A 26,180-nucleotide genomic window follows, 5' to 3' on the forward strand; every position below is an offset into this window, starting at 1 on the left:
TGAAATGTCTGTTTCCTTAGAAAAACTTGCGCAGCTTTCGCACGGACGCGTCATCGGTGATGGCACCGTTGAGGTCAGTGCGTGCGGCTTGGATTCCGCCAGCCTTCCCGAAGGCGCATTATTTGCCGCCCTTCCGGGCACGCGCGTGCACGGCGCGCAGTTCGTCGGGGATACCAAGGCGGGCGCGGTGCTTACCGATGCCCCCGGGCTCGACCACCTCCGCCAGGCTAACGAGACTCGGCCGATCATCGTGGTAGACGATATCCGCGCCGTCTTAGGCCCCATCGCGGCAGAAATCTATGGGCACCCCACTGGCGATCTCACGGTCTTGGGGATTACCGGCACGTCCGGCAAGACGACGACTAGTTACTTATTGGAGGCTGGTCTCTTGCAGGCTGGCCACTCCGTAGGCCTTATCGGCACGACCGGCACCCGCATTAATCGCACGCCGGTGCCCACCTCCTTGACCACGCCGGAAGCCCCACGGCTGCAAGAGCTTTTCGCCCGCATGAAGGACGAGGGTGTTACCCACGTAGTTATGGAGGTTTCTTCCCACGCTTTGGAGCTCGGCCGCGTGCGCGGCACCAACTTTGCCGTGGCTGGGTTCAGCAACCTCAGCCAAGACCACCTAGATTTCCATCCCACGATGGAGGAGTACTTTTCGGCCAAGTCCCGGCTATTCCTAGGTGAGCAGGCCGCCGAGCGCGCGGTCATCTGCGTTGATGATGAGTGGGGTGAGCGCCTGCGGGGAATGGTAGAAGACGCGGATACCCCGATTACGACGGTGGCAACGCGCGCAGGCGATGCCACGATCTCCGCCCAGCAGACGGCCACCGAGGCTACCGGTGCACAGGAGGTTGACCTCAAACTAGACGGCACCGATTTTTCCTTCCGGTTGCCATTGCCAGGTGAGTTCAATATCGCTAATGCCGCCCTTGCACTGGGAATGGCCACTGCCGTGGGCGAAGACCCGCAGGTCTTTTTGACCGGCGTGGAAAACGTCGCCGTTCCGGGGCGCATGGAAAGGATCGACCGCGGTCAGGACTTCGTGGCCGTAGTGGATTATGCCCACAAGCCCGCAGCCATTGCTGCAGTGCTCGATACCCTGCGCCTGCAATTGGAGGGCACCTCCGGGCGAGTGGGTGTCGTCGTCGGCGCCGGCGGTGACCGCGATAGCACCAAGCGCCCGATTATGGGAGAGGCTGCGGCCACCCGGGCGGATCTCACGGTGGTCACCGATGATAACCCGCGCACCGAAGACCCCGCCGCAATCCGCGCGGCGGTTATCCAGGGCGCCCGGGAGGCTGCGCCGGACGCCGATATCCGGGAGCAGGGCTCGCGCGCACGTGCCATTGATGAAGTCGTGGATTGGGCGCAGCCGGGCGATGCCATCATCGTCGTCGGCAAGGGCCACGAGGTAGGCCAGCTTGTGGGCGAGCGCACCCTGCACTTTGATGACCGAGAGGAAATGGCGCGCGCCATTGAGGAAAAGCTGGCGGGAACGGCGCATCGCGATACTCTTAGGGATACGAAGGAGTAGTAATGATTCCACTTTCTATTGGAGATATCGCCGCGATAACCGGCGGTAGCCTGGATAGCGTTGATGATCCCGATGAACGCGTGACCGGTTTCGTGGAGTTTGACTCGCGCAAAGTCACGAGCGGCAGCTTGTTCGTAGCCCTGCCGGGTGCCCGCGTCGATGGCCATGATTTTGCTGAGAAAGCCATAGAACAAGGCGCCGTGGCCGTGCTGGCCGCTCGGCCGGTGGGGGTACCGGCGGTCATCGTCAAGCCCCAAGGCCGCGTGACCGGTGATTCCGCGAATGCGGATATTTATGCCAATGATGAGGATGGCTCCGCCGCCGCTGTGATTGGGGCATTATCCGATCTCGCACGCGAGGTGACCTCCCGCCTCGCCGCAGAGCAGGGCCTGGATATCGTCGGTGTTACCGGCTCCGCGGGCAAGACCTCTACTAAGGATTTGCTGGCCACCATCTTCCGCGCCGAGGGCGAAACCGTCGCCCCGCCCGGCTCTTTCAATAACGAGGTGGGCCTTCCTTATACCGCCCTGCGCTGCGATGAGCATACGCGTTTCCTCGTGGCGGAGATGTCCGCGCGCGGGATTGGCCATATTCGCCACTTGACCGAGATCACGGCCCCTACGGTGGGCGTGGTGCTCAACGTGGGTACCGCCCACCTGGGTGAGTTTGGTTCGCGCGAAAATATCGCCCAGGCCAAGGGCGAGCTTATTGAGGCCCTGCCCGCCGCGGCAGACAGCGGGGTAGCGGTGCTGAATGCGGACGATCCCTTCGTGGCTTCTATGGCACCGCGCACGCAGGCCAAGGTGGTATTTTATTCCGCCAATCGACCGCAAGCCGCGGATGCGCAGTACTATGCCACAGACATTGAGCTTGACGATGTCGCCCGCCCGTCCTTTACCTTCCACGCCCCTGGCGTCGCGCCGATGGAGATTAAGCTGCAGGTCTTTGGAAAGCACCAGGTCTCCAATGCCCTGGCTGCGGCCGCAGCGGCCATCGAATCGGGCGTGGAACCCACGGTTGTCGCGCGTGCGCTCAGCGGACACCAGACGAGTTCGGCGCACCGTATGGACGTGCGCACCCGCCGCGATGGCGTCACCGTCATCGATGACTCCTATAATGCCAACCCGGATTCGATGCACGCGGCGATTGCCGCCTTGGCCTATACCGCCGCCGCCCGTCCCGATGCCCGCTCCATCGCGGTGCTCGGTGAGATGGGCGAGCTTGGAGGCGAAGCCGTCGAAGCCCACCGCATTCTTGGATCGGTGCTCTCGAAGTACCATGTGGATCACCTCGTCGCGGTAGGAGAAGGAGCCCATACCGTAGCCATGGCGGAGGCCGCGCACGCGCACGGCATCCAGACTGAACTTTGCCCCGATATCGAGGCCGCGACGGCGGCCGTGGACAATATCCTGCGGGTAGCCCCTGCCGGGGTGGAGGACTGGTCCGCGCGCACGGCCAAGGACGTCGTCCTCGTGAAATCCTCGAATGCCCAGCGCCTGTGGCGCGTGGCAGAACAGCTCAATCGCCGTTAGTCCCTATCTCAAGGAGAAAGATCTCTAGCAATGACTCAGATCATTATCGCGGGCGTCGTCAGTTTCCTCGTCGCGATTTTTACCACCCCAGTTTTGGTTCGGTATTTTTCTGGCGTCGGAAAAGGCCAAGAAATCCGCGAAGACGGCCCGCAGCTCCACCTGCGTAAGCGAGGCACCCCGACGATGGGCGGACTGGCGATCCTGCTGGCCATCACCGTGGCCTACCTCATCGTGGGAATTTATGCCCGCGCAACCGGCAACGGTGGATTTAGCCCCTCGGGGTTATTGGTCTACTTCTTGACCATGGGACTCGGCGGTCTGGGTTTTGCCGATGACTTCATCAAGCTGTTTAAAAAGCGCAACCTCGGCCTTAATAAAACCGCGAAGCTGGTAGGACAGCTGGCCATCGCGCTCATCTTCGGCATCCTCGCCCTACAATTCCCGGATGCCAATGGGCTGACCCCCGCGTCCACAAACCTGTCATTCGTCCGCGATTTCGATACCTTCGATATCGCCGTCGGCGGCGCCGTAATTGGCACGATTATTTTCTTGGTCTTTTTGTACCTGCTCATCGCCGCGTGGTCGAATGCGGTCAACCTGACCGATGGCCTCGACGGCCTCGCCGCCGGTACCACGGCGATGGTGATGGGTGCCTATACGCTCATTAGCTTCTGGCAGTTCCGCAACTCGTGCTCGATTTCCCCGGCCGCCGGCTGCTACGAGGTCCGCGATCCCTTGGATCTTGCGGTTCTCGCGGCCGCGGGCCTGGGCGGCTGCCTCGGCTTCCTGTGGTGGAATGCCGCACCGGCGAAAATCTTCATGGGCGATACCGGTTCGCTCGCGCTCGGTGGCCTCGTCGCCGGCCTTTCTGTGACCACCCGCACCGAGCTGCTGATGATCATCATCGGCGCCATCTTCGTCATCGAGACGGTCTCCGTAGTCATCCAGATCGTGGTCTTCCGCACGACGGGCAAGCGCTTTTTCCGCATGGCGCCCATCCACCACCACTTTGAAAATGGCGGCTGGGCAGAGACTGCGGTTGTCACGCGTTTCTGGCTATTAAGCGCGATGGCCGCGATGGCGGGCATCTGCATCTTTTACGGCGATTGGCTCTCTGCAGTCAGCTTTGGAAACCTGCAATAAAGTTTTGGCACTAGATACTTAAGGATTGAGGCACTCATCATGGCTGAGCTACCACCTTTTCTGCGCGGGCGTGTCCTCGTCGCAGGAGCCGGCGTCTCTGGCCGCGGGTGCGTGGCGATGCTCGCGCGCCTCGGCGTGGATACCACCGTCGCCGATTCCAATGCCGCTGCCCTAGCGGCCCTGGCGGAAGAGTTTGGCGTGGCTACGGTATCGACCGACGCCCCGGCACCGGGCGACTATGACCTGGTGGTGACCTCGCCGGGATGGCGGCCCGATTCCGCCCTCTTAGACTCCTTCCAGGCCGCAGGCGTGGAGGTTATCGGCGACGTCGAGCTGGCCTACCGTCTCGACCGCGCCGAGGTTTTCGGCCCACCTCGCACCTGGCTCGTAGTCACCGGCACGAATGGCAAGACCACTACCACGGGAATGCTGACCCAGATTATGCAGGCCGATACCGCCCGCAGCGGGTTGCGTGCCCAAGCCGTGGGCAATATTGGGGTCTCGCTTTTTGATGCCCTGACCGCCACCCCGCGGGTAGACGTGCTGTGCGCCGAGCTTTCGTCCTTCCAATTGCACTGGTCCAGCGAGCTGCGCCCCGATGTCGGCGTGCTGCTCAACGTGGCCGAAGACCACTTGGATTGGCACGGGTCCTTCGATGCCTATGCCCGCGCCAAGGTCAAGGCGCTGCACGGCACCCGCGCCGTGGTGGGCAAGGACGATGCCGCGGCGGGCAGCTACGCCGAAGGAATCGACGGCGTGTACGGCTTTACCGCCGGCGAACCGGTTGCCGGTGAGATAGGGGTGAGCGCCGGGCGCCTGGTCTCCAGGCTGGACGGTGAGGACGCCATAGATCTCGCCTCCGCCGAGGGAATCGAGCCGGCGGGCCTTGCAGGTGTCCTCGACGCGGCGGCTGCCGCGAGCGTGGCGCGGTTGGCGGGTGCCAGCCCCGCCGCCATTCAGGAGGGCCTGGCCGCCTACGCGGTGGCTGGTCACCGCGGCGCCGTGGTACACGAGTACGGCGGGATTTCCTTTATCGATAATTCCAAGGCCACCAACCCGCATGCGGCCGATGCTGCCCTAGAGGGATTCGATTCTGTTGTCTGGGTCGCCGGCGGGCAGCTTAAGGGCGCGGATGTGGATGAGCTCATCGCTACTCACGCCGCGCGGTTGAAGGCGGCGGTGCTGGTGGGCATCGACAAGAGCATTATTGCTAAAGCGCTGGCCCGCCGCGCCCCGCAAACCCCGGTTGAGCTCATCGAGGCTACCGACCCGGAGGCAGCGATGAACGCTGCAGTGCGCGCAGCCGTGCAACACGCCGAGGCAGGCGATACCGTCCTCTTGGCGCCGGCTGCGGCATCGTTGGATATGTACACCGGAATGGCCCAACGTGGCGACCTTTTTGCCGCGGCAGCGCGGGATATCGCCCGCGCGCATTAGACCTTTTTAAAAAATTAGGAGACTTCATGACGGCCACCTCCCCGCAGCGCCCCCGGGCAAAGAGCCTGCGCGAGCGCATTAGTGATGTGCGCGAACAAGCCCGCCAACAAGCCGGGCTGGATTATCAGCTGCTGCGCCTAATTATCTTCTCGCTCATTGGCATTGGCGTGGTTATGGTCTTTTCCTCGTCCATGGCTACGTCGCTGACAGAAGATGGTGGCGTGTGGAACCAGGCGCTGCGGCAAACCGCCATGGTCATCATTGGTTTGGGCGCATTCTGGCTCGGCCTGAAAGTTTCCCCGCATACGCTGCGCAAATTCATCCCGTGGCTTTTGGCCCTTTCTATTTTGCTGTTGATCGCGGTGCTCATCCCGGGCGTCGGTACCGGCCGCGAGGAGGTCGGCTCCCAGTCGTGGATTTATATCGGCCCGATTTCCCTGCAGCCTTCCGAGCTGGCGCGCATCACGGTAGGAATGTTCGGCGCCTCGGTCTTGGCGGATAAGGAACACCATTCCCTCAAGCTCTCGGACCCGTTCATGATGTACTCGCTCATCGCGGGCTTGATGTTCCTGCTCATTGTGGGACAGGGCGACTTAGGCATGGCCTTGTCCTTTGCCCTCGTGGTGGTTTTCACGCTCTTTTTCGCTGGTGTTAACAGGCGCGTGCCCATCATCATCGGCATTCTCTGTGCGCTGGGCTTGGTCGCCGTTTTCCTCATCGGCGGCTTCCGCTCCCACCGTTTCCACACCTATTTCGATGCACTCTTTGGCAATATCTCCGATACCCAGGGCACGGGCTTTCAGTCTTACCAGGGCTTTCTCTCGCTTGCCGATGGCGGCTTCTGGGGCGTTGGCCTCGGCCAATCCCGCGCCAAGTGGTTCTACCTGCCAGAAGCCAAGAACGACTTCATCTTCGCCATCGTGGGCGAGGAGCTCGGCCTGTGGGGCGGGGCACTAGTTATTTTCCTCTTCGCCGCCTTGGGCTATGTGGGGCTGCGCACGGCGACCCGCGCGCAGAACCAGTACCAATCCCTGCTGGCTGCGACGCTGACCATCGGCGTGGTGACCCAGGCGTTTATCAATATCGCCTACGTCGTTGGCTTGTTGCCGGTGACCGGTATTCAGCTGCCGATGATTTCCGCGGGTGGTACGGCGGCAATTATCACGATTGGCTCGATGGGCATTTTGTGCAACGTCGCGCGCCACGAACCGATGCAGATTTCTGCCATGCAGAACTTTGGGCGCCCACTGTTTGATCGCCTCTTTTTCATTGGTGAGCCGCAGCCGCCGACGGCGAGGAAGCCGAAAAAGCGGGGCCGGCATGCTCAGCCGCAGGAGCCCCGTCCGCGGGTGCGCGACGAGCGCTACGGCCGGCCGGTGACCGGAAGTGGGCGGAGGTATCCGCGCGCCGAGCACCGCCCGAGGCGGTAGGCGCTGGTAGCCTTTAGGCTATGAATTCCACGCCATTTTCCGTCGTCCTTGCAGGTGGCGGCACTGCAGGACATATTGAGCCCGCACTTGCCGTCGGTGAAGCTTTACGCGAGCGCTACGGCGCTCGGATTACCGCATTAGGGACCGAAAAGGGGCTGGAAAGCGATATTATTCCCGCCCGCGGCGTGGACCTGCGCCTGATTACCCCCGTGCCGATTCCCCGCAAGGTGAGCACCAACCTGGCCAAGCTGCCTGTCAAGCTCGCACGCTCTGTCCGCCAGGCGCGGAAGGTCTTAAAGGATGTGGAGGCCGATGTCGTATTCGGTACTGGCGGTTACGTCTCTGGGCCCGCCTATATAGCGGCGAAGACCTTAGGCATTCCCTTTTACGTCCTCGAGACCAATGCCCTGGCGGGCATGGCCAATAAGCTGGGCGTCAAGCTCGGCGGCATTGGGCTCAACGCCCACGCCAATTCCGGCATGGAGGGCGAAGTCATCGGCATCCCGGTGCGCCCGAGCCTGGCCGCGGCCGCCGCGGATAAGGACGGGAATACCGCCGCGGATGCCCGCACGAAGTGGGATTTGGCGCAGCTGCCCACCATCCTCATTACCGGGGGCTCCCAGGGCGCAGCCAGCATCAACGGAGCTGTGGCGGGCGCAGCGGAGGACCTCACCAAGGACTTCCAGCTCCTGCACGCCTATGGCAAGAAAAACGAACCGCCCAAGCCGCACCCGAACTACGCCGCTCTGCCGTATATCGATGATATGGCCGGCGCGCTGGCTGCAGCGGACCTTGTGGTGTGCCGCTCGGGCGCGATGACGGTGGCTGAGGTTACCGCCGCGGGCCTTCCCGCAATCTACGTCCCGCTGCCGCACGGCAACGGCGAGCAAGCGTTGAACTCGCGCGAAATGGTAGAAGCCGGCGCTGCGGTGCAGATTCCCGATGCCGAGTTGGATCCCGAGCGCCTTATCGAAGAGGTCCGCGCCATCCTTGATAACCCAGAGCGCCTAGAATCCATGACGCGGGCCGCAGACCAGTCCACAGCGGGGGATGCGGCGCATATCATCGCTGATCGCATCGCTACCCGCGTGCAGGACGCAGAACTGCAGGCAGGAAAGAAGGATAAGTAAATGACCGATCCCGCACAGTACGATCTCAGCCGCGTCCACCTCATTGGCATCGGCGGCTCTGGGATGTCGGGTCTGGCCCGCATCCTCGCCGCACGCGGCGCCGTCGTTACCGGTTCCGATGTGAAGGACTCCACCGCAGTGGAGGTATTGCGTTCCATGGGCGCCAAGGTAGCCATCGGCCACGCTGCGGAAAACCTCAAGCTTTCCGGCGAGCTGCCCACCACCGTCGTCACCTCCTTCGCGGCGATTCCGCAGGATAACCCAGAGCTCGTCGCCGCGCGTGAAAATAATATTCCGCTCATCCGCCGCTCGGACCTGCTTGCCGCGCTGATGGAGGGGCACAGCCAGGTGCTGCTGGCGGGCACGCACGGCAAGACCTCAACAACCTCGATGGCCGTGAGCGCCATGCAGCACGCGGGGTTGGATCCCTCCTTTGCCATCGGCGGTCAGCTCAATCGCGCCGGCACCAATGCACACGGTGGCACCGGCGAGGCCTTTGTTGCCGAGGCTGATGAGTCCGATGCCTCGCTCTTGCGCTATAGCCCCGATATCGCCGTCATTACCAACGCGGAGCCGGACCACCTTGACTATTTCCCCTCCGCGGACGCCTATTTCAAGGTTTTTGCGGACTTCGCGGACTTGGTCACCCCGGAAACCGGTTACCTCGTTGTGTGCGCAGAGGACGAGCACGCCGCCGAGATCGGTGAGCAGGCGCTTAACCGCGGCATTAACGTCATCGGCTATGGCGGCGCGGAGACGGCGCGCACCACCTCCGTGCCGCTTGCCGCAACGTTGACCGCGGAGGAGACCACCGCCGCCGGCATGGCGTGCACGGTGCAACTTTCCCTGCCCGGCGTGGAGGAATCCGTGAGCTACCAGCTGCAGATCCCCGGCCACCACATGGTGCTCAACTCCATGGCGGCGCTTATCGCCGGCGTGCTTTCGGGCGGCGAGCCCAGCACCATCGCGGAGGGACTCGCGGATTTCAGCGGCGTGCGCCGCCGCTTTGAGTACCGGGGCAGCGTGGACTGGCAGGGCGGTAGCGTCCGCGTCTTCGACGATTATGCCCACCATCCCACCGAGGTTGCCGCGGTGCTGCGGGCCGCGCGCGCTAAGGTCGCGGCCGAAGGCAATGGGGGCCGCGTCATCGCCTGTTTCCAACCGCACCTGTACTCGCGCACCATGGAATTCGACGCCGAGTTTGCGCAGGCGCTTGCGCTTGCCGATGCCGCCGTTGTACTCGATATCTACGGCGCCCGCGAGCAACCCGTGGAAGGCATTACCTCGCGCATCATCACCAACAAGATGCCGGAAGAGATGGAGGTTATCTTCGAGCCAGACTTTTCCGCCGCGGCCAAGGACGTGGTCTCCATCGCACAGCCGGGCGATATCATCTTGACCATTGGCGCCGGTTCTATCACCCTCGTGGCCGCGGAAATCCTCGATGAATTGCGGGCCCACTAGTGCGGGTGTCGAAGAAACTCATTTTCGGCATCGTCGGTGGCCTGCTTGCCCTCGTGCTGCTGGTGGCCATCGCGGTGTGGGCGCTGCCCATCTTTAAGGTGAAAAATTTTGAGGTAGAAGGCGTGCACCAACTCGATGCCGCCCAGGTGCAGGAGGCCGCAGGCGTGCCCGAGGGCGAAAATCTCTTGCGGGTGGACGCGCACGCGGCCGCCAGTGGAGTCGCCGGCTTGGACTGGGCGGATTCGGTGACGGTCTCGCGTGACCTGCCATCGACCTTGACTATCTCCGTGCAGGAACACAAGCCCGTCGCCTTCGTAAAGCGAGACGACACTACTTTCCTCATCGATGACAAGGGGGAGGAGTTTACCTCCGCAGAGCCTCCTGAAGGTGCGGTGGAACTTACCGGGGACATCGACAGTGGCTCCTCCGAGGCCCAAGACGCGGTGGCTGCCATTGCCGCGCTGTCTGATGACGTGCGCCACCACGTCGCCACCCTCGAAGTCACCGATTCCTATTCCTTGCAGTTCACTACCAAGGATGATCGCCGCATTTTCTGGGGTGCCAGCGATAAAAATAACGATGATAAGGCTCGCGCCTTCGCCACCGTGCTGAAGATGGAGGGCCAAGAATGGAATATCTCTAACCCTGAACTGGTCACTACCCGCGGATAGGGTAGATACCTCGGTGGAGGTTGAGATAGACCCGAAAAATTCCCTGCCGCGCCGCGCCCCCAGCGTATGCGCTGCAGGGTCTTTTATTTTCTCTCTCGGGTGGTGTCAATGGTGCGGAAGTGGCGGACAAAACCGCAGGCCAACAACCCTAAAGTGGTACTTGAGAGTCTCGACACGCGTAAAATGAGCATGAAAATTACAGGTGTGTCGTTAAAGATGGAGGGGAACGCGATTCACTCTGGTGAAGCGCATACAATCCTCGTTTAATGCACGTGCAGACTTAAAGTAGCGAAAGGTGAGACCTGCTCACATGATCTCTTCCAACAACAATCTCGCGGATATCAAGGTCGTCGGCGTCGGCGGCGGCGGCGTCAACGCCGTGAACCGCATGATCGAAGAAGGCCTGAAGGGCGTCCAATTCGTCGCCATCAACACTGACTCCCAGGCGCTGATTTTCTCCGATGCCGATACCAAGCTCGACATCGGCCGCGAAGCCACCCGCGGATTGGGCGCAGGCGCCAACCCTGAGGTGGGCAAGACCTCTGCGGAAGACCACAAGTCCGAAATCGAGGACGCCCTGCAGGGCTCCGATATGGTATTCGTTACCGCCGGCGAGGGTGGCGGCACCGGTACGGGCGCCGCTCCCGTTGTGGCTTCCATTGCGAAGAAGATGGGCGCGCTGACCGTGGGCGTTGTCACCCGCCCCTTCAAGTTCGAGGGCGCGCGCCGTACCCGCCAGGCTATGGCCGGCATCGAGGAGCTGCGCGAGGTCTGCGATACCCTCATTGTCATCCCTAATGACCGCCTGATGCAGCTCGGTGGGGAAGAGCTTTCCATCGTGGAAGCCTTCCGCGCGGCCGATGAGGTCCTCCACAATGGTGTCCAGGGTATTACCAACCTGATCACCATCCCGGGCATGATCAACGTCGACTTTGCTGACGTTCGCTCCGTCATGTCTGATGCCGGCTCCGCGCTGATGGGCATCGGCTCCGCACGGGGCGATAACCGCGCCATGACCGCCGCCGAGCAGGCCATCAACTCCCCGCTATTGGAATCCACGATGGAAGGCGCCAAGGGCGTGCTGCTGTCCATCGCCGGCGGCTCCGACCTGGGCCTGCACGAGGTCAACTCCGCAGCCTCCATGGTCGAAGAGCGCGCGGATGAAGACGTTAACCTCATCTTCGGCACCATCATTGATGACACCTTGGGCGATGAAATCCGCATCACCATCATCGCCACCGGTTTCGATGCCGAGGCTAATGCCGCTCAGGCAGCATCTTCACAGCGCGCTCCCGAGCAGCGCAAGCCCGGTTCGCTCTTTGATAACCGCGACCGCGAGTCCGGCAACTCCGCCACCCCGGCGCCTGCTCAGCCCGCGGCCGATGACTACGCACCGCGCCACTCCTATGAGCCACGCGCCGGCCAGGGTGGCGTGGAGGATCGCCGCGCTGATGAGCGCCGCGTAGACGATCGTCGCTACGACGACCGCCGCGTGGAAGAACGCCGCCCCGAGGAGCGCCGCAGCGAGTCTAGCGGCCTGTTCACCAACTCCGATCGTTTCCGCGAGGAGCGTCGCGAAGACTACCGCCTGTCCCGGCCAAGCCAGCGCCGCGATGATGATGGCGACGACGATCTCGATGTGCCGTCCTTCATGCGCTAAGCGCAAACCGCTACGCTGGTGTGCATGCCAGTAAACGAGGAACATCGCACCAGCCGCCCCGTCCGCATGGTTTTTACCAGCCGTGCAGGCGGGGCGTCTGCATATCCATATGAGTCTTTTAATCTTGGCGGCCACGTCGGCGACGATCCCACCAACGTGGCGGCTAACCGCGAGCGCCTCTTGCGCGTTACCGGGCTCGAAAACATTGTGTGGATGGAACAGCTCCATACAAATACGGTCACCGTCATCGATGGCCCGCAAGAGTCCCCAGTGCCAGCAACGGATGCGATTGTGACCACGCAACGCCGGCTTGGCCTTGGCGTCCTCGTCGCGGATTGCACGCCCGTGCTGCTTGTCGATGTCCCCGCCGGCGTCATCGCCGCCGTCCACGCCGGCCGGCTCGGTGCCCGCAACGGCATCGTGGTCAATTCCGTGCGCGAGATGCAGAAACTTGGCGCTCAGCCGGAGCGAATCCAGGTGGTCATGGGACCCGCCGCATCCGGGAAAAACTACGAGGTGCCGGAAGAAATGGCCAACGATGTCGAACGGCGCCTTCCCGGCTCGAAATGTAAGACCGCGACAGGGACGTGGGGCATCGACGTACGCGCTGGCCTTATCCGCCAATTGATGGGCCTGGGCATTACCAATATCGATTCTGATCCGCGCTGCACCATTGAGGACACGGATTTCTTTTCTTATCGCCGCGAAGGAACCACTGGCCGCCAGGCCGGTGTGATTTGGTTGGAGGCTAATCATGAGTAACCGGAAACAAGAATTGGCAGATAATCTCGCCGCAACAAAAGAACACATTAGAGCCATTGCCGCCGAGCATGACCGCCCAGCACCGCAGTTATTGGTCGTGACCAAGTTTCACCCCGCAGAGGATATCGCCCTTCTAGCGGAGCTTGGGGTAGAGGATGTAGCGGAAAACCGCGAGCAAGAAGCCCGGGCAAAGGCGCAGGAGCTAGACCAGCTGCGGTTTCACATGATTGGCCAGATTCAAACCAAGAAGGCCAACCATGTCGCACGGTGGGCCACCAGCGTCCATTCAGTGGATTCGGTGAAACTGGCCAATGCGCTGGACCGTGGCGTGAGCCTGGCAAAAGAGCGCGGCCAGCGAGAGTCCAACCTCCCGATATTCATTCAGGTTTCCGCCGATGGCGATACGTCGCGCGGGGGAGTAATCCGCGAGGAACTGGATGAGGTTATCGAGGCCGTCGAAAAGGCGGAGCACCTAGAATTCGCAGGGCTCATGGTGGTTCCTCCCCTCGATGCCGATGCGAGGGAGGTGTTTACTACAGTGCGCGCAGACGTGGATCGCCTCTCCGAACGCCTTGGCCGGCAGCTCAAACTATCGGCCGGGATGAGCGCGGATATGGATGCGGCGATTGCTGCGGGCACCGATATTGTGCGTGTCGGAACCAGCATCATGGGAAAGCGCCCAGTAGGTTAAAAATATCGCAAAAGCGCATTTCACAGCGTAAATCACATGAGTCACATCATTCACATTTACGCGCTTGAACTTGAACAAATTTAGGTCAGAGGGAGACCCAAAAATGTCATTCATTGATAGGACGAAGAATTTCTTCGGGCTTGGTCCGATGGATTTCGAAGAAGACGACGCCTACTACAACGACGAGCCGCGTTACGCGGGCAACGGAGCAGCTACTTCTGCGGCATACGCCCCGCGCCGCGCCCCGCAGGCTTATGAGCCAACCCCAGCGCCGGCGCCTGTCGAGGAAAAGTTCGTCCCGACTATCGTGGCAATCTCCCTGACCTCGTTCAACGATGCCGCCAAGGTGGGTGAGCCCTTCCGCGATGGCGATGCAGTGGTCTTTGAGCTTACCGATGCCGAGCGCGGCACCGCCAAGCGCTTCATCGACTTCGCAGCGGGTCTCTGCTTTGGCCTAGAAGGCCGCATGCTCAACCTGTCGAAGGAGATGGATACCCAGCGCAAGGTATTCGCCGTCGTGCCGAAGTCCGCCGATATCGCCAAACCTGAATTGGAGCGCGCCGCCGGCCTGCGCTAGGAGCGCGGCCCAAGCACAACGACGCACACCCAATAACCCCCGTACGGAGCGCAATGCGCACGTGCGGGGGACTATTCGATAGGCTGAGTAATCGTGACTGAAATTGGAATTATTCTCATCTTTTTGGTGAGGGTTTATACATGGGTACTGATTGCCCGAATTATTATCGAGATGATCCAATCCTTCTCGCGGCAATTCAACCCCCCGCGCTGGTTTATGATCATCGCTGAACCCCTCTTCGCCATCACGGATCCACCGGTCAAAGCGCTGCGTCGGGTTATTCCTCCGCTGCAGATGGGCGGAATCGCGCTGGATGTTTCCGTCCTAGTGCTGTTTTTCATCCTGTCGTTCCTGACGCTTTTCCTGCAGGTTATTTTCTTGTAGGACAACCCCGCATCACCCCGTAACCTGTGGTAGACATTGAGAGTCAGCGTTACGTCCATTATTGTGGACTTTCGGTTACAATAAAATGCGATAACCCGTATCATGAACTACATATAACTTTGTGGGGAAGGTTTAAATAAACTGGAACCGCAGCTCCTAAGGCCCTGGAACCTCCGGGGTTGTATCAACTCGAAGGGGAAGACAAGTCATGCCACTGTCACCAGCTGATGTACACAACGTCGCGTTCAGCAAGCCGCCGATTGGCAAGCGTGGCTACAACGAGGATGAGGTAGATCAGTTCCTCGACCTCGTTGAGGATGCCCTTGCCCAATTGCAGGATGAAAATGAAGACCTGCAGGCGCAGGTGAGCGATCTTAGCTCCGGGGCCAAGGCCGGCGGAGCAGGGGCTGGTGCCGCAGCTGCCGCAAACTCTGGTGCAGATGAAGCAGCTCTGCGCAAGGAGATTGAGGCTAAGCTGCGTGCTGAGTATGAAACCAAGTTGGCAGATTCCAAGTCCGAGGTTTCTCGCGCTAAGGAAGAAACCAAGAAGGCCCAGGAGCAGGTCAAGGCCGCCCAGGCTGAGGCTGCAAAGGCAAAGGAAAGCGGTGCCGATGCCCCAGCAGCTGGTGCCACCGCTGCCGCTAATACCGCCGAGCTCAAGGCGGCTCGCGACGAAGCTGCGAAGGCTAAGAAGGAAGCCGAGGAGGCTCGCGCAGAGGCTAAGCAGGCTAAGAAGGAGCTGGAGTCTTCCCAGCGCGAGAACGAGAGCCTGAAGAAGTCCGCGTCTGCCGCTGGCTCCTCGAACTCGGCTGCCTCCAGCGCCGCAGCGGCCGCTGCTGGTGCTGGTGCAGCACAGGGCGTCGACGGCCTGGCTACCCCGGATACGCACATGCAAGCAGCCCGCGTGCTGGGCTTGGCCCAGGAGATGGCGGATCGCCTGACCTCTGAGGCTCGTGCCGAGTCTGAATCCATGCTGTCTGAGGCCCGCACGGCTGCAGAAAAGCAGCTTTCCGATGCCGACTCTCGTTCCAAGGCACAACTTGCCGAGGCACAGAAGAAGTACGATGCTCAGGTACAGGATGCAGAAACCCGCTCCAAGAAGCTGGTTTCTGAGGCAGAGTCCAAGGCTCAGCAGACCGAGTCCGATGCTTCCTCCCGTGCCGAGGCCCAGATTCGCCAGGCAGAGGAGAAGGCCGCATCGCTGCAGGCTGATGCCGAGAAGAAGCACACCGAAGTGATGAACACGGTCAAGCAGCAGCAGACCGCTTTGGAGGCACGCATTTCCGAGCTGCGCACCTTCGAGCGCGAGTACCGCACCCGCTTGAAGACTCTCCTCGAGTCCCAGCTGGAAGAGCTCGAGACCCGCGGAACCGCCGCACCAAACGGCGATGCCGGCAAGAACTAAGAAGCTGGTTGGCAGTAACTAAACCAAATTAGTTACCCGTAGCGCCCACACCTCTAGGGGAGTGGGCGCTATTGTGGTTTTATCCCCGCTATGATTGTTCCCATCGCTTCTTTTTAACCCCTGAGAGGAACTGCCATGCTCGTTGCCGCCCTCGTCCTCGCCCTCGTGGCCTTCGTGGCTTTGGTGACGTATGTCTTAAATACCGCCGATTGGGCGTTGTACCTCGTCTTCATCGCAGCGGGTTCTGGTATCGTTTTGTTTATCATCGACTGGGCGCGCAAGTACCGAACGGATAATAATGCCCTTGAAGAAGACTTGTCCCATGGATGGAAGCAGAACTAAGGCTCTTCACCGCTCACATCTGTCTAGGTCCGCTCACTTTCGGTGCGGCTTGGTTGATTCGATCAAAGTGAGCGGCCAGAAAGAATTTCCACGCAATTACGGCATGCCAAAGTAGGCGCACGCCGGCGCCTCAACTGGCTGGGACCCGAGCCTCAGTAGCAATCGTGTCACCCACAACTTCTGCGGTTTATTGGATGACGGTTTCCTCGGATCCGGCGTCGAATTCCCAAACGAATCCTCAAACGGATCCTCAGGCGGACTCCCAGGCGGATCCCCCGCCGGGAATGCGCCACGAGCTTTCAGATGCTCCTGCCTAATCCGGAGGTTCCCACCGGATGGTCCCATTCCTGCGGACCAGGTGTCCGCGCAGTGGCGGGGCATTGGGATCATCGTCGTTGACCCCGTTGTGGTAGGCGCAGGCTGTGGATAAGTTACCTATGTTGGTCAATCCACCGTGCAACCACGGTTCCAAATGATGAATCTGGCATTCGTCTGCGGGTCTATTGCACCGCGGCCACGGGCAGATGGGATTTTCTGCAGCAGCCATAAGGCGTTGCTTCGCATTGGCAAAGCGCTCCGTGCGGTACAGATTGACCGCTCCCTCAAAGGGGCTAATGAGGGTAATGAGCCCGCGTTCCTTGAGGGCGCGTTCTAGGTACTCGGCGCCAGTAAGAGTTGCCCCGTTGGTCATCTGCAGCTGGATTTCTTCGCCATCGCCATTGATGATGCGCACGTAGTCATCCAGGTTGACCAGGACATTGGTCATCACCGTGGTCTTTACGGCGGATCCGTCGCCGAAAAAGGTCTGTTCCACCGCCTCGAGCGGCTCCTTGCCGCTCTCTTTTAGCGCGGCATGCAGGTCCGCAATGAGCGAGGAGCGCGCATCGATGGCCAGGGTCCACGGCGCGTTCTTGCGGCGAATGATACGCACCCCAGGCTTAACCTTCTTCTTTTTCGCAGGTAGCTTGGATTTTGCCAGTTTTTCTAGGTCCGTCGTGCCGGCGTTGGTGGTGCAGAGCTGCTCGCGGAGAAGCCAGGCATCGAAAAGCGTGGGCATCTTCCGGGCATACTTTTCGATGATGGACAACGCCACGATGGAATGGCCATTGCGCCGGGCACCGTCCATGGCTCGCCGGCGCCGGCCGGTGAATTTGGTGTTTCCGCAATAAGCCTCTTTGAGCAGGATAAGCTCCCGCGCCGTGTGCTCCGGCGCACCATGCGCCCGCAGATCGTCCTCAGACAGGCCAGTGCACCCGGCGACGATATCCATCCCCGGGGCCATAGCTGCTAAGTAATTCTCGAGCGCGGTCATGCTTCATAATCTATGGCCGCGCGCAACCGCGTACAACAGGAAAATTTCTACCTGTGGATAACTTTTGTGCACAGCGTTCGTGTGGCGCTATACTGGCGGGCACATGCGATGATCCGGCTATCACCGGGGAAGCAATTCAGAAGAACGGCCATAAGGCTCAGTAGAACTGAACGGGTGGGACCGTTATCTCCTTCACCGAAACGAAGCGGAGCTTTTTAGCTCAAGCAGGGTGGTACCGCGAGCCATTGGCCCGTCCCTGCATCAAGTTACAGCGTGAAGGAAGATAATGGTGAAAAAGATTTACCCCAAGGTCGATATGACCGGCGGCTCGAGCCGCTTCCCGGATATGGAAGAAGAAGTCCAGAAGTACTGGAAGCAGGACGATACGTTCCAGGCTTCTTTGGAAAAGACCAAGGACTGCCCCGAATATATCTTTTATGACGGCCCTCCCTTTGCCAATGGCCTGCCGCACTACGGCCACCTGCTGACCGGTTACGTGAAGGACATCGTGCCGCGTTACCGCACGATGGCCGGAAATTACGTCCCCCGCGTCTTTGGCTGGGATACCCACGGCCTGCCCGCGGAGCTGGAGGCGGAAAAGCAGCTCGGGATCACTGATAAAGCCCAGATCGAGGACATGGGTCTGGATAAGTTCAACGAGTACTGCGCTAAGTCGGTGCTGGAATACACCGATGAGTGGGAAGATTACGTCAACCGCCAGGCTCGCTGGGTGGACTTTGACAATGGCTACAAGACCATGGATATCAACTTCATGGAATCGGTCATGTGGGCGTTCAAGGAGCTGTACGACAAGGGCCTGATCTACAAGGGCTTCCGCGTGCTGCCTTACTCCTGGGCGGAGCATACTTCTTTGTCCAACCAGGAAACGCGCTTGGATGATTCCTACAAGATGCGCCAGGATCCCACTTTGACGGTGACCTTCCCAGTCGCAGGTGCTCGCGAGGGCACCGCGGCGGAAAAGACGCTGGCGGAAAACCCCGCGCTTGCCGATGCCTCCTTCCTCGCCTGGACCACCACCCCCTGGACCCTGCCGTCCAACGAGGCGCTGGCGGTTCACCCGGAGGTCACTTACGCACTATTTAAGGCCACCGACGGCGAATTCGCCGGCCGCACGTTCATCATGGCCGAAAACCTGCTGGGCACCCTGGAAAAGGAACTGGGTGAGGCCGAGGTACTGGGTACCTTTACCGGCGCACAGCTCGAGGGCTTTAAGTACGAGCCAATCTTCGGCTTCTTCCCAGACCTGCGCAATGCCTACCAGGTGCTGTTGGCAGACTACGTCACCACCGAAGACGGTACGGGTGTTGTCCACCAGTCGCCCGCCTTTGGTGAAGACGATATGAATACCACCAACGAGTACGATATCGAGCTGGTGGTCCCAGTGGATGAGGACGGCAAGTTCACCTCCCAGGTTCCGCCGTACGAGGGCCAGCTGGTCTTCGATGCGAATAAGTCCATCATCAAGGACCTGAAAGCCGCTGGTCGAGTGGTGCGCCACGTGACCATTGAGCACTCCTACCCACACTCTTGGCGCTCGGGCGAGCCGCTTATCTACATGGCGCTGCCCGCATGGTTTGTAAAGGTCACCGAATTCCGCGACCGCATGGTGGAGCTCAACCACAACGAGATCGAATGGTTGCCGGAGCACATCCGCGATGGCCAATTTGGCAAGTGGCTGGAAGGCGCCCGCGACTGGAATATCTCGCGTACCCGCTACTGGGGTGCGCCCATCCCGGTGTGGATGTCCGATAATGACGAGTACCCGCGCATGGACGTCTACGGCTCTTTGGATGAACTGGAGAGGGACTTCGGCAAGCGCCCGGAGTCCCTGCACCGCCCGCACATCGATGAGCTGACCCGCCCCAACCCGGACGATCCCACCGGTAAGTCCACCATGCGCCGCGTGCCGGACGTGCTGGACTGCTGGTTCGAGTCTGGCTCCATGCCGTTTGCGCAAAAGCACTACCCGTTTGAAAACAAGGAGTGGTTTGAAACCCACTCGCCGGCGGACTTCATCGTGGAGTACTCCGGGCAAACCCGCGGCTGGTTCTACCTGCTGCACGTGCTGTCCACCGCGCTCTTTGATCGCCCGGCGTTCAAGAAGGTCGTGGCCCACGGCATCGTCTTGGGCAATGACGGGCTTAAGATGTCCAAGTCCAAGGGTAACTACCCGGACGTCAACGAGGTCTTTGACCGAGACGGTTCCGATGCCATGCGCTGGTTCCTGATGTCCTCGCCCATCCTGCGCGGCGGCAACCTCATCGTCACCGAGCAGGGCATCCGCGAGGGCGTGCGCCAGGCGCTGCTTCCCATCTGGAATGCGTACACCTTCTTGCAGCTCTACGCCGAGCAGGAAGCTAAGTTCGATACGAGCTCCACGCACGTGCTTGACCGCTACATCCTGGCTAAGACCCACGATCTTGTGGCCAATGTCGATGCTGCGCTGGCGGGAACCGATATCGCTACCGCCACCGAAGAGGTTCGCCTTTTCGCCGATGTGCTGACCAACTGGTACGTCCGCCGCTCCCGCGACCGCTTCTGGGGTGGCGAGGACACCAACCCAGAGGCTTTCAACACCCTCTACACCGTTTTGGAGACCACCACGCGCGTGGTGGCCCCGCTGTTGCCGCACGTCGCCGAGGTCATCTACCGCGGCCTGACCGGTGAGCGCTCTGTGCACTTGGCGGACTTCCCGAAGGCCGAGGACTACCCCGCGGATGCGGACCTGGTGTCTGCCATGGACGCCACTCGCGCGGTGGCATCGGCTGCGTCCTCGGTGCGTAAGGCCAATAAGCTGCGCAACCGCCTGCCACTGCCAAAGCTCACCGTGGCCTTCGCGGGCTCGCAGAGCCTGGCGGACTTCGCGGACATCATCCGCGACGAGGTCAACGTCAAAGAGGTTGAGCTTACTGATGATGTCGATTCCGTCGGCACCTTCCATGTGGTCTGCAACGCCAAGGTTGCCGGCCCACGCTTGGGTAAGGATGTCCAGCGCGCCATCAAGAATCTCAAGGCGGGCAACTACGAGCGCCGCGGCGATGAGGTCGTGGTAGATGGCGACATCGTCTTGAGCCCTGAGGAATACACCGAGCGTTTGCAGGCTGCGAACCCAGACTCCACGGCCCGCATCGAGGGCTTGGATGGCCTCGTCGTCCTGGATACCGAGGTCACCGAAGAGCTCGAGGCAGAAGGCTGGGCCGCCGATGTCATCCGCGGCCTGCAGGATGCCCGCAAGAACTCCGCCTTCGACGTATCTGACCGCATCTCCGTGGTCCTTTGCGTTGCCGAAGATAAGAAGGAGTGGGCGCAGCGTCATGCTGACACCATCGCAGGCGAAGTGCTGGCTACGGAGTTCTCCGTGGTCACCGAGCCGCTTGCGGGTGCCCACGATATCCTCACCGGAGTCACCGCCACCGTAGCCAAGAACTAAGAGCGCACAAAGCTTAATCGTTAAGCGGCCCTGCCTGATGCTATCTACAGCGTCCGGCCGGGCCGCTTTGCGCTTATCAATCAGTGCGTCCAATATGCGCAAGAATGAAAATAAAACAAGAGATGGGGCTGTGCACTTTGTTTTTAGGGGGCCGGAGAAGCTGAAGTAATCGTGGTCTTTGTTTAGCGAGGACGCCATTGCCAACCTTGACAGCATGCATGAAAGCCGTGTTCATTAAGTGATCTCGCACACTTTTTCGGTTTGCCACTTTTGAGTGAAAAATCAATATGGTTTACTAATCCTGCGTTTAAAACCGTAAATAACACGATAGAGGTCGTGTTATCCCGCTTTCTGCGGTGTCCGCCTCCCATGCTTTGCATTCTTTGAAAGTAAATCGTGGTGTGTATAGGACCCGTAGCTTGTAGTACCCCTTGGAGGGCTCGTATGAAACTCAATAAGCGTGTTCTCGCTTCTGCAGCTATCTCTGCATCTTTCATGGCTACCGCTGTTACTCCAGTCGCCTGGGCTGCTGGTGAACATCTTAACTGCGTACAGAACTTTCGGGCCGGCGTTGATGCTGGTATTAATGCCAACGTAGCGGAACATCTGCGACGTAACTGTCATTTGAGTGTGGACCAGATCATTCGGCTGAATGTTGAAGATATGAAACAGGTTGCTAGGGAGTTTAAGAAGGACGGTGCTCCTCTTTATTCTGAAGAAGAGTTGAACCGTCTGTCGCCCTCTTACGTCATCGCTCTAGCAAAGGATATCGACGTTTCTCCGGGTGATACCGGCAAGGGGCCCGCTGATGGCGAACAGCAATCCGGGCCTCCTCTTTCGGTGAATGATGTCAAGGCAGGGGACAGGGAAATTACTGGCTCGGTGTATTTGCTCCCAGGTCAGCAGAAGACAATTCAGGCACATTTTCCAAGCCGGATCGTTTCGACTAAAGTGCTAAAATCTGACGAAAAGCCTGGTGAAGGGGGCAAAACCGCTGAAGGTAAAGTTGTCACCTTTAAATTCGGTGTTCCTGAAGAAATTCAATTAAACGCCGGAGATGAAATAATGGTTACTCGGTTCCTTGCTGCCGCAGAAGAGGCCACTAACAAGGACTTACCCGTTAAAGTTATTGTTAAGCCTGCAGAAAGTGGTAAGTCTCCGGGCGATGGTGTCCCTGGCTCTGGAGGGGGCAGCTCTAATTTTGGCAATATCTTTGGCGGAATTGGTGGCTTTGCTAGTTTGGCTGCTGTGGTGGCAGGGGTTGCTAAAATTTTCAACCAGAACTCAAGTCTCGGTCGTCTCTTGCAGCCACTCCGTGACCTTTTGTCGCAGTTTAATATCAAGTTCTAATCCCGTCTGGATTAGCGGATATACGGATGCTCGATGCCCTGACTAATGCTTCAGGCATTAATTAAAGCCGGAGCACCTCTTTGCGGGGAAGCTCCGGTTTCTATTTGACGAATAGGGTCAGGAAAGCGGGTTTTGGTTGTTTAATTTAAATCTCGTGCTACCTGAATGGCCTTATGTTTTGCAGCGATTATGCGACCCAAGCTGAGTTTGATCCTGCATGTGTCGTAGGAGTCGAAGTAAAAGGTGTCGGCCTCTGTTGAGTAGTGCCCATCTCCTGCGATTGTTTTGTTGCACTAAAGGCGTGGTCATAAAGTGATCTCGCACACTTTTCCGATTGGCCACTTTTGGATGAAAAACCAATATGGTTTACTAATCCTGCGTTTAAAAACGTAAATAGCACGATAAAGATCGTGTTATCCCACTTTCTGCGGTGTTCGCCCCATGCTTTACCTTCTTTGAAAGCGTAACGAGGCATACAGGACCCGTAGTTCGAAGTATCCCTTGGAAGGTTCGTATGAAACTCAATAAGCGTGTTCTCGCTTCTGCAGCTATCTCTGGATCTCTCATGGCTACCGCTGTTACCCCAGTTGCTTGGGCTGCTGGTGAGCATCTTAACTGCGCACAGAACTTCCGAGCCGGCGTCGATTTTGATGCTCGCATCAATGCCAACGTTGCGGAGCATCTGCAGCGTAACTGCAAGTTGAGTGTGGGTCAGATAACTGAGCTAAGTGTTGGTGAAATGACACAGACAGCTAAGGAGCTCCTGGGGAAGGACAACACTCCTCTTTATTCTGAAGAAGAGTTGAAGCGTTTGTCACATTCTGAGGTTGTCAGGGAAGCGCGGATCAATGGCGCTTCCGACGATGATGGCAAAGGGCCTACTGAAGGCGGACAGCAGTCTGAGGCTCCTCTAATGGTGAATGATGTCAAGGCAGGGGACAGGGAAATCACTGGCTCGGTGTTTTTGCTCCCAGGTCAACAGAAGACAGTTGAAGCTGTTTTCCCAAGCTTCAGGACTTTAACTACGGACGTACAGCTTGAGGAAAACTCTGTTGAAGAGGGTGGAGCCTCTAATGGTAAGGCTGTCACCTTTAAATTCGACGTCCCTGAAGGAATTACCTTAAAGGCAGGTGAAACACTATTCTTTAGTTCGCTATATGATTCCTTCGCTCCGGACGATCGTAAGAGCAAATCCATACCAGTAGTTGTTAAGCCTGCGGATGTGGCTGAGGAAGAGCGTCCAGATTCTGGGGACTCTGAAGGCGAATTCCCGTTTGCTGTTACCGCGGAAGTAAATGACATCAAGGCAGGAGACAAAAAGGTTACCGGTAAGGTTCGTTTGTACCCAGGCCAAGAGGTGGAAATTGAGGCTTCTTTCCCCAGCGGAAAGATTCAGACGACTGTCGTCAAGCTAGAGAAAAAGTCTGCACAGAAGGGCCAAGTTCCTGAAGGTGAGTTTGTCTCGTTCGAAATCGATGTACCTGCGGACGTCAAGCTAATGGCAGGTGACAAGGTAACTGTTTCCCCAGTTCCTCACGTCACGGATCCGAAAACCGGTGAAAGCAACAGCGTAGAGCTCATCGTGAAGGCTGCTGATAAGGGCAGCGAGTCGCAACCCGAGCAGGCCCCTGGTAACGGTAATGGCAAGGGCAAGGAGGGAGGCAGCGGTTCCACAAAGCCGGCACAGCCATCGGTTCCGGGCGCTGAAGGCACCCCTGGTGCTGGAGAGGGTAGCTCTAAGTTCGGCAAGGTCTTTGAAGTAATTCCTGGTTTGGCTGCTTTGGTTGAAGGTGTTGCCAAGTTCTTCAACAAGAACTCGGGCCTCGCTCGTCTCTTGCAACCACTGCGTAACTTCTTTTCACTGTTCAAGTTCTAATCTTGTTTGAATAAGCAGATGGGCGGATTAGTGTGAGCTTGATGCTCAGACTCGGCTACTGGCAGTGACTAAACCGGAGCCCTCCATGAGGAGGTGCTCCGGTTTCTGCGTTTTCTGGCCGAATGTTGCGGGTCTTGGCTTAGCGCACTGGGCCGGGAAGGTGGGCGCGCCAGCCGTGAATCACATTGATGAGGCAGCACATGGCCAGCAGGGAGCCGATGAGGAATAGTGCAGTGAAGCCTATGTAGGGCGCGAGCGCGCTAAAGGCCATGGGGATAAAGAAGCCGGTATAGGACACGGAATAGAACACGGCGGTAAGGCCGGCGAGGTCATCTTTTCCGGCGATACGCTGGACCTCGGAAAGACCGGCGACAAGTGCTAGGCCATAGCCAGCGCCCATGACGGCGGCGCTGGTGATGCCGAGCGGGAGGGAAAGCGTGCGTGCGGCGATGGCGCCGAAAATGGTACCGACGGTAATGACGGCCATGGCAACGGCGGAGGCCCGGGCGGAGCGGTGGGTGTCAATGACCTTGCCAAACATTTGGATGCCAACCCCGCAGCCCAGCGTAATGACGGTCATGAGGCCGGAAAAGGCGATGGGGGCATCGCCGGCGGAATCGGAAAGCAGCTGCGGCAACAGGGCATAGGCCGCACCCGCGCAGCCGAATACCCAAGGGGCGACGGGAAGGACGATGCGGGAAAAGCGGCGGTGCGCAGCGGATGGAATGTGCAGCATGTGCAGCATATCGCGGATGCTTAATTCCAAGAATGTGTCTTTGACCGTCTCGCCGCGGGGTGGACGGGTTTCGGGGGTTCTCAATAGCCAGACCGCGGTGATGACGGTGAGCAGGATGTGCAGGACATAGGCAAGGTGCGTGGGCCACGGTCCCCATTGGGCTAGTACCGAGGCCAAGGCGGCGCCAATGAGGAATCCGACGGTAAGGCACATTGATGTCCGGCGCGGTCCTGCGGCGGGGTCACCGCCGGACCGGGTGATGAGCTCGGAAATCCAGGTGGAACCGACCACCATGACGATGCCCAGGGCGAGGCCGCACAGTACGCGGCCGGCGGCAATGATGAGGGGTTCTTCGGGAGCGATGGATAGCAGGAACGACCCGGCCAGGGAGAGCGGTGCCGCGGGCAGCATCGTGGGCCGGCGGCCGATGTAGTCCGAGAGTGGTCCGGAGATGAGCAGTGCGGGCACGATACCGATGACGTAGGCCGCTAGAAGGCCGTTGACGGTGACCTGTGAGAAGTGGGATTGCTCGCGGTACATCACGAGCAGAGGAGTAAATTCATTGCCGCCCCAGGCAACGGCGACCATGCTGCCGGCGACGGGTAACCAATCGCGATTGGCGGTGTCTTGACTCATAGTTGATCCTTCGAATTCTTCAGGTGCGAGCGGAGTGCGGAGAGGTAGTCGGGCAGGTTGGCGGTGAGGAGGGCATCGGCAAGCGTGCGGTGCTGGTCGACGAACGCGCGGGCCCGTGCCACATTGCGCCCGATGGCGGTGGCGGTAAAGCGCTGCTGGCGCTCGCGCAGCTGGTGGCCCACGTTGGCCAGCAGGCTATTGCCGGCGCTGTCCATGATGATTTGGTGGAATTGGGCATCTAGGCGCGTGTATTCGCGGAGGTCCTCGGCATCCAGTGCGGCGTCTTGGGCCGCGATGTTTTCGTGCAGGCGCTTGGCGATGCCCCCGCGTTCTTCCTCGCCCAGCTGGCAGATCTTCTCGGCACTGTGGGCATCGACAAGCAGGCGGGCCTCGTAGACCTCCCGGATTTCTTGGGGGCTAATCGGCACGACCAACGCGCCGCGCTTGGGATAAAGCTGCAAAAAGCCCTCGAGCTCCAGGCGCAGGAAAGCCTCGTGGGCTGGGGTGCGGCTGACTCCTACCTCGGCTGCGAGTGCGGCCTCTGACAGCATCTGCGAGGAATCGATGGTGCCGTCGATGATCCTTTCTTTGACTAATTCATAAACCCGCTCCGCGGCAGGCTGCATGCTTGTATCGCTCATGCATACATCT

Annotated in this window: 22 protein-coding genes; 19 read left to right on the plus strand and 3 right to left on the minus strand. The window is 59.6% G+C overall.

Going from position 1 to position 26,180, the window contains the following annotated elements:
• The first annotated feature begins 4 nt into the window (after window positions 1–4).
• The 16 genes from ABRP95_RS01935 to ABRP95_RS02010 all read left to right on the plus strand — a co-directional run bounded on the left by ABRP95_RS01935 (window position 5) and on the right by ABRP95_RS02010 (window position 16,485).
• Window positions 5–1,540, plus strand: a complete 1,536-nt coding sequence (locus ABRP95_RS01935) for a UDP-N-acetylmuramoyl-L-alanyl-D-glutamate--2,6-diaminopimelate ligase (RefSeq protein ID WP_284853336.1) — start codon at window positions 5–7, stop codon at window positions 1,538–1,540.
• Between the two features lie 2 nt (window positions 1,541–1,542).
• The gene (locus ABRP95_RS01940) at window positions 1,543–3,072 is read left to right on the plus strand and encodes a UDP-N-acetylmuramoyl-tripeptide--D-alanyl-D-alanine ligase (RefSeq protein ID WP_349838863.1); all 1,530 of its coding nucleotides are present in this window, start codon (window positions 1,543–1,545) and stop codon (window positions 3,070–3,072) included.
• 30 nt (window positions 3,073–3,102) lie between these two features.
• Window positions 3,103–4,215, plus strand: a complete 1,113-nt coding sequence (gene mraY / locus ABRP95_RS01945) for a phospho-N-acetylmuramoyl-pentapeptide-transferase (RefSeq protein ID WP_005278411.1) — start codon at window positions 3,103–3,105, stop codon at window positions 4,213–4,215.
• Between the two features lie 39 nt (window positions 4,216–4,254).
• Window positions 4,255–5,652 carry a UDP-N-acetylmuramoyl-L-alanine--D-glutamate ligase gene (murD, locus tag ABRP95_RS01950; protein ID WP_349838864.1) on the plus strand — a complete coding sequence of 466 codons (1,398 nt, stop codon included), beginning with the start codon at window positions 4,255–4,257 and terminating at the stop codon, window positions 5,650–5,652.
• Window positions 5,653–5,678: 26 nt separating this feature from the next.
• Complete coding sequence (locus tag ABRP95_RS01955) at window positions 5,679–7,082, plus strand: FtsW/RodA/SpoVE family cell cycle protein (protein WP_349838865.1); 1,404 nt, start codon at window positions 5,679–5,681, stop codon at window positions 7,080–7,082.
• A gap of 20 nt (window positions 7,083–7,102) precedes the next feature.
• Window positions 7,103–8,212 (plus strand): undecaprenyldiphospho-muramoylpentapeptide beta-N-acetylglucosaminyltransferase, encoded by a 1,110-nt coding sequence (gene murG / locus ABRP95_RS01960; RefSeq protein ID WP_284783543.1) that lies wholly within the window; start codon window positions 7,103–7,105, stop codon window positions 8,210–8,212.
• Complete coding sequence (murC, locus tag ABRP95_RS01965) at window positions 8,213–9,676, plus strand: UDP-N-acetylmuramate--L-alanine ligase (protein WP_284783542.1); 1,464 nt, start codon at window positions 8,213–8,215, stop codon at window positions 9,674–9,676.
• Window positions 9,676–10,347: a cell division protein FtsQ/DivIB gene (locus ABRP95_RS01970; RefSeq protein WP_349838866.1), complete on the plus strand. Its 672-nt coding sequence runs from the start codon at window positions 9,676–9,678 to the stop codon at window positions 10,345–10,347. The genes murC and ABRP95_RS01970 overlap by 1 nt, the downstream gene beginning before the upstream one ends.
• 310 nt (window positions 10,348–10,657) lie before the next feature.
• A complete protein-coding gene (gene ftsZ / locus ABRP95_RS01975; RefSeq protein ID WP_284769518.1) occupies window positions 10,658–12,007 on the plus strand; it encodes a cell division protein FtsZ in 1,350 nt (449 codons plus the stop codon).
• 24 nt (window positions 12,008–12,031) lie between these two features.
• Window positions 12,032–12,769: a peptidoglycan editing factor PgeF gene (gene pgeF / locus ABRP95_RS01980; RefSeq protein ID WP_284795982.1), complete on the plus strand. Its 738-nt coding sequence runs from the start codon at window positions 12,032–12,034 to the stop codon at window positions 12,767–12,769.
• A complete protein-coding gene (locus ABRP95_RS01985) occupies window positions 12,762–13,460 on the plus strand; it encodes a YggS family pyridoxal phosphate-dependent enzyme (protein WP_284795983.1) in 699 nt (232 codons plus the stop codon). The genes pgeF and ABRP95_RS01985 overlap by 8 nt, the downstream gene beginning before the upstream one ends.
• A 103-nt stretch (window positions 13,461–13,563) precedes the next feature.
• On the plus strand, window positions 13,564–14,037 hold the full coding sequence (locus tag ABRP95_RS01990; RefSeq protein ID WP_284795984.1) for a cell division protein SepF: 474 nt from the start codon (window positions 13,564–13,566) through the stop codon (window positions 14,035–14,037).
• Window positions 14,038–14,130: 93 nt separating this feature from the next.
• Window positions 14,131–14,421, plus strand: coding sequence for a YggT family protein (locus ABRP95_RS01995; protein ID WP_005278444.1), 291 nt, complete (start codon window positions 14,131–14,133; stop codon window positions 14,419–14,421).
• 208 nt (window positions 14,422–14,629) lie between these two features.
• The gene (locus ABRP95_RS02000) at window positions 14,630–15,826 is read left to right on the plus strand and encodes a DivIVA domain-containing protein (RefSeq protein ID WP_284769521.1); all 1,197 of its coding nucleotides are present in this window, start codon (window positions 14,630–14,632) and stop codon (window positions 15,824–15,826) included.
• A gap of 135 nt (window positions 15,827–15,961) precedes the next feature.
• Window positions 15,962–16,168, plus strand: a complete 207-nt coding sequence (locus ABRP95_RS02005) for a zinc-binding dehydrogenase (protein WP_284769522.1) — start codon at window positions 15,962–15,964, stop codon at window positions 16,166–16,168.
• Window positions 16,169–16,332: 164 nt separating this feature from the next.
• Entirely contained in the window at window positions 16,333–16,485 is a 153-nt protein-coding gene (locus ABRP95_RS02010; protein ID WP_349838867.1) for a hypothetical protein, read from the plus strand.
• Here the strand turns inward: ABRP95_RS02010 and ABRP95_RS02015 are convergent.
• A complete protein-coding gene (locus ABRP95_RS02015; protein WP_284849983.1) occupies window positions 16,482–17,480 on the minus strand; it encodes an HNH endonuclease signature motif containing protein in 999 nt (332 codons plus the stop codon). The genes ABRP95_RS02010 and ABRP95_RS02015 overlap by 4 nt on opposite strands.
• Window positions 17,481–17,766: 286 nt before the next feature.
• Between ABRP95_RS02015 and ileS the strand changes: the two genes are divergently transcribed.
• From ileS to ABRP95_RS02030, 3 genes are all read left to right on the plus strand, one after another.
• Window positions 17,767–20,931, plus strand: coding sequence for an isoleucine--tRNA ligase (gene ileS / locus ABRP95_RS02020; RefSeq protein ID WP_349838868.1), 3,165 nt, complete (start codon window positions 17,767–17,769; stop codon window positions 20,929–20,931).
• Between the two features lie 444 nt (window positions 20,932–21,375).
• Window positions 21,376–22,281 carry a hypothetical protein gene (locus ABRP95_RS02025; protein WP_349835695.1) on the plus strand — a complete coding sequence of 302 codons (906 nt, stop codon included), beginning with the start codon at window positions 21,376–21,378 and terminating at the stop codon, window positions 22,279–22,281.
• Between the two features lie 514 nt (window positions 22,282–22,795).
• The gene (locus tag ABRP95_RS02030) at window positions 22,796–24,157 is read left to right on the plus strand and encodes a hypothetical protein (RefSeq protein WP_284849987.1); all 1,362 of its coding nucleotides are present in this window, start codon (window positions 22,796–22,798) and stop codon (window positions 24,155–24,157) included.
• Between the two features lie 139 nt (window positions 24,158–24,296).
• Here ABRP95_RS02030 and ABRP95_RS02035 read toward each other — a convergent pair whose 3' ends face one another.
• Together ABRP95_RS02035 and ABRP95_RS02040 are read right to left on the minus strand one after the other, a co-directional pair.
• Window positions 24,297–25,529, minus strand: coding sequence for an MFS transporter (locus ABRP95_RS02035; RefSeq protein WP_349838869.1), 1,233 nt, complete (start codon window positions 25,527–25,529; stop codon window positions 24,297–24,299).
• Window positions 25,526–26,170: a GntR family transcriptional regulator gene (locus ABRP95_RS02040; RefSeq protein WP_284769527.1), complete on the minus strand. Its 645-nt coding sequence runs from the start codon at window positions 26,168–26,170 to the stop codon at window positions 25,526–25,528. Before ABRP95_RS02040 ends, ABRP95_RS02035 begins: the two co-directional genes overlap by 4 nt.
• Between the last annotated feature and the right edge of the window lie 10 nt (window positions 26,171–26,180).

This window comes from Corynebacterium sp. KPL2895, from assembly GCF_040225815.1.
Classification (GTDB): domain Bacteria; phylum Actinomycetota; class Actinomycetes; order Mycobacteriales; family Mycobacteriaceae; genus Corynebacterium; species Corynebacterium rhinophilum.

Coding starts and splice junctions, on each gene's coding strand:
- ABRP95_RS01935 (WP_284853336.1), top strand. CDS start 5: ATGTCTGTTTCCTTAGAAAAACTTGCGCAGCTTTCGCACGGACGCGTC.
- ABRP95_RS01940 (WP_349838863.1), top strand. CDS start 1,543: ATGATTCCACTTTCTATTGGAGATATCGCCGCGATAACCGGCGGTAGC.
- mraY (WP_005278411.1), top strand. CDS start 3,103: ATGACTCAGATCATTATCGCGGGCGTCGTCAGTTTCCTCGTCGCGATT.
- murD (WP_349838864.1), top strand. CDS start 4,255: ATGGCTGAGCTACCACCTTTTCTGCGCGGGCGTGTCCTCGTCGCAGGA.
- ABRP95_RS01955 (WP_349838865.1), top strand. CDS start 5,679: ATGACGGCCACCTCCCCGCAGCGCCCCCGGGCAAAGAGCCTGCGCGAG.
- murG (WP_284783543.1), top strand. CDS start 7,103: ATGAATTCCACGCCATTTTCCGTCGTCCTTGCAGGTGGCGGCACTGCA.
- murC (WP_284783542.1), top strand. CDS start 8,213: ATGACCGATCCCGCACAGTACGATCTCAGCCGCGTCCACCTCATTGGC.
- ftsZ (WP_284769518.1), top strand. CDS start 10,658: ATGATCTCTTCCAACAACAATCTCGCGGATATCAAGGTCGTCGGCGTC.
- pgeF (WP_284795982.1), top strand. CDS start 12,032: ATGCCAGTAAACGAGGAACATCGCACCAGCCGCCCCGTCCGCATGGTT.
- ABRP95_RS01985 (WP_284795983.1), top strand. CDS start 12,762: ATGAGTAACCGGAAACAAGAATTGGCAGATAATCTCGCCGCAACAAAA.
- ABRP95_RS01990 (WP_284795984.1), top strand. CDS start 13,564: ATGTCATTCATTGATAGGACGAAGAATTTCTTCGGGCTTGGTCCGATG.
- ABRP95_RS02000 (WP_284769521.1), top strand. CDS start 14,630: ATGCCACTGTCACCAGCTGATGTACACAACGTCGCGTTCAGCAAGCCG.
- ABRP95_RS02005 (WP_284769522.1), top strand. CDS start 15,962: ATGCTCGTTGCCGCCCTCGTCCTCGCCCTCGTGGCCTTCGTGGCTTTG.
- ABRP95_RS02015 (WP_284849983.1), bottom strand. CDS start 17,480: ATGACCGCGCTCGAGAATTACTTAGCAGCTATGGCCCCGGGGATGGAT.
- ileS (WP_349838868.1), top strand. CDS start 17,767: ATGGTGAAAAAGATTTACCCCAAGGTCGATATGACCGGCGGCTCGAGC.
- ABRP95_RS02025 (WP_349835695.1), top strand. CDS start 21,376: ATGAAACTCAATAAGCGTGTTCTCGCTTCTGCAGCTATCTCTGCATCT.
- ABRP95_RS02030 (WP_284849987.1), top strand. CDS start 22,796: ATGAAACTCAATAAGCGTGTTCTCGCTTCTGCAGCTATCTCTGGATCT.
- ABRP95_RS02035 (WP_349838869.1), bottom strand. CDS start 25,529: ATGAGTCAAGACACCGCCAATCGCGATTGGTTACCCGTCGCCGGCAGC.
- ABRP95_RS02040 (WP_284769527.1), bottom strand. CDS start 26,170: ATGAGCGATACAAGCATGCAGCCTGCCGCGGAGCGGGTTTATGAATTA.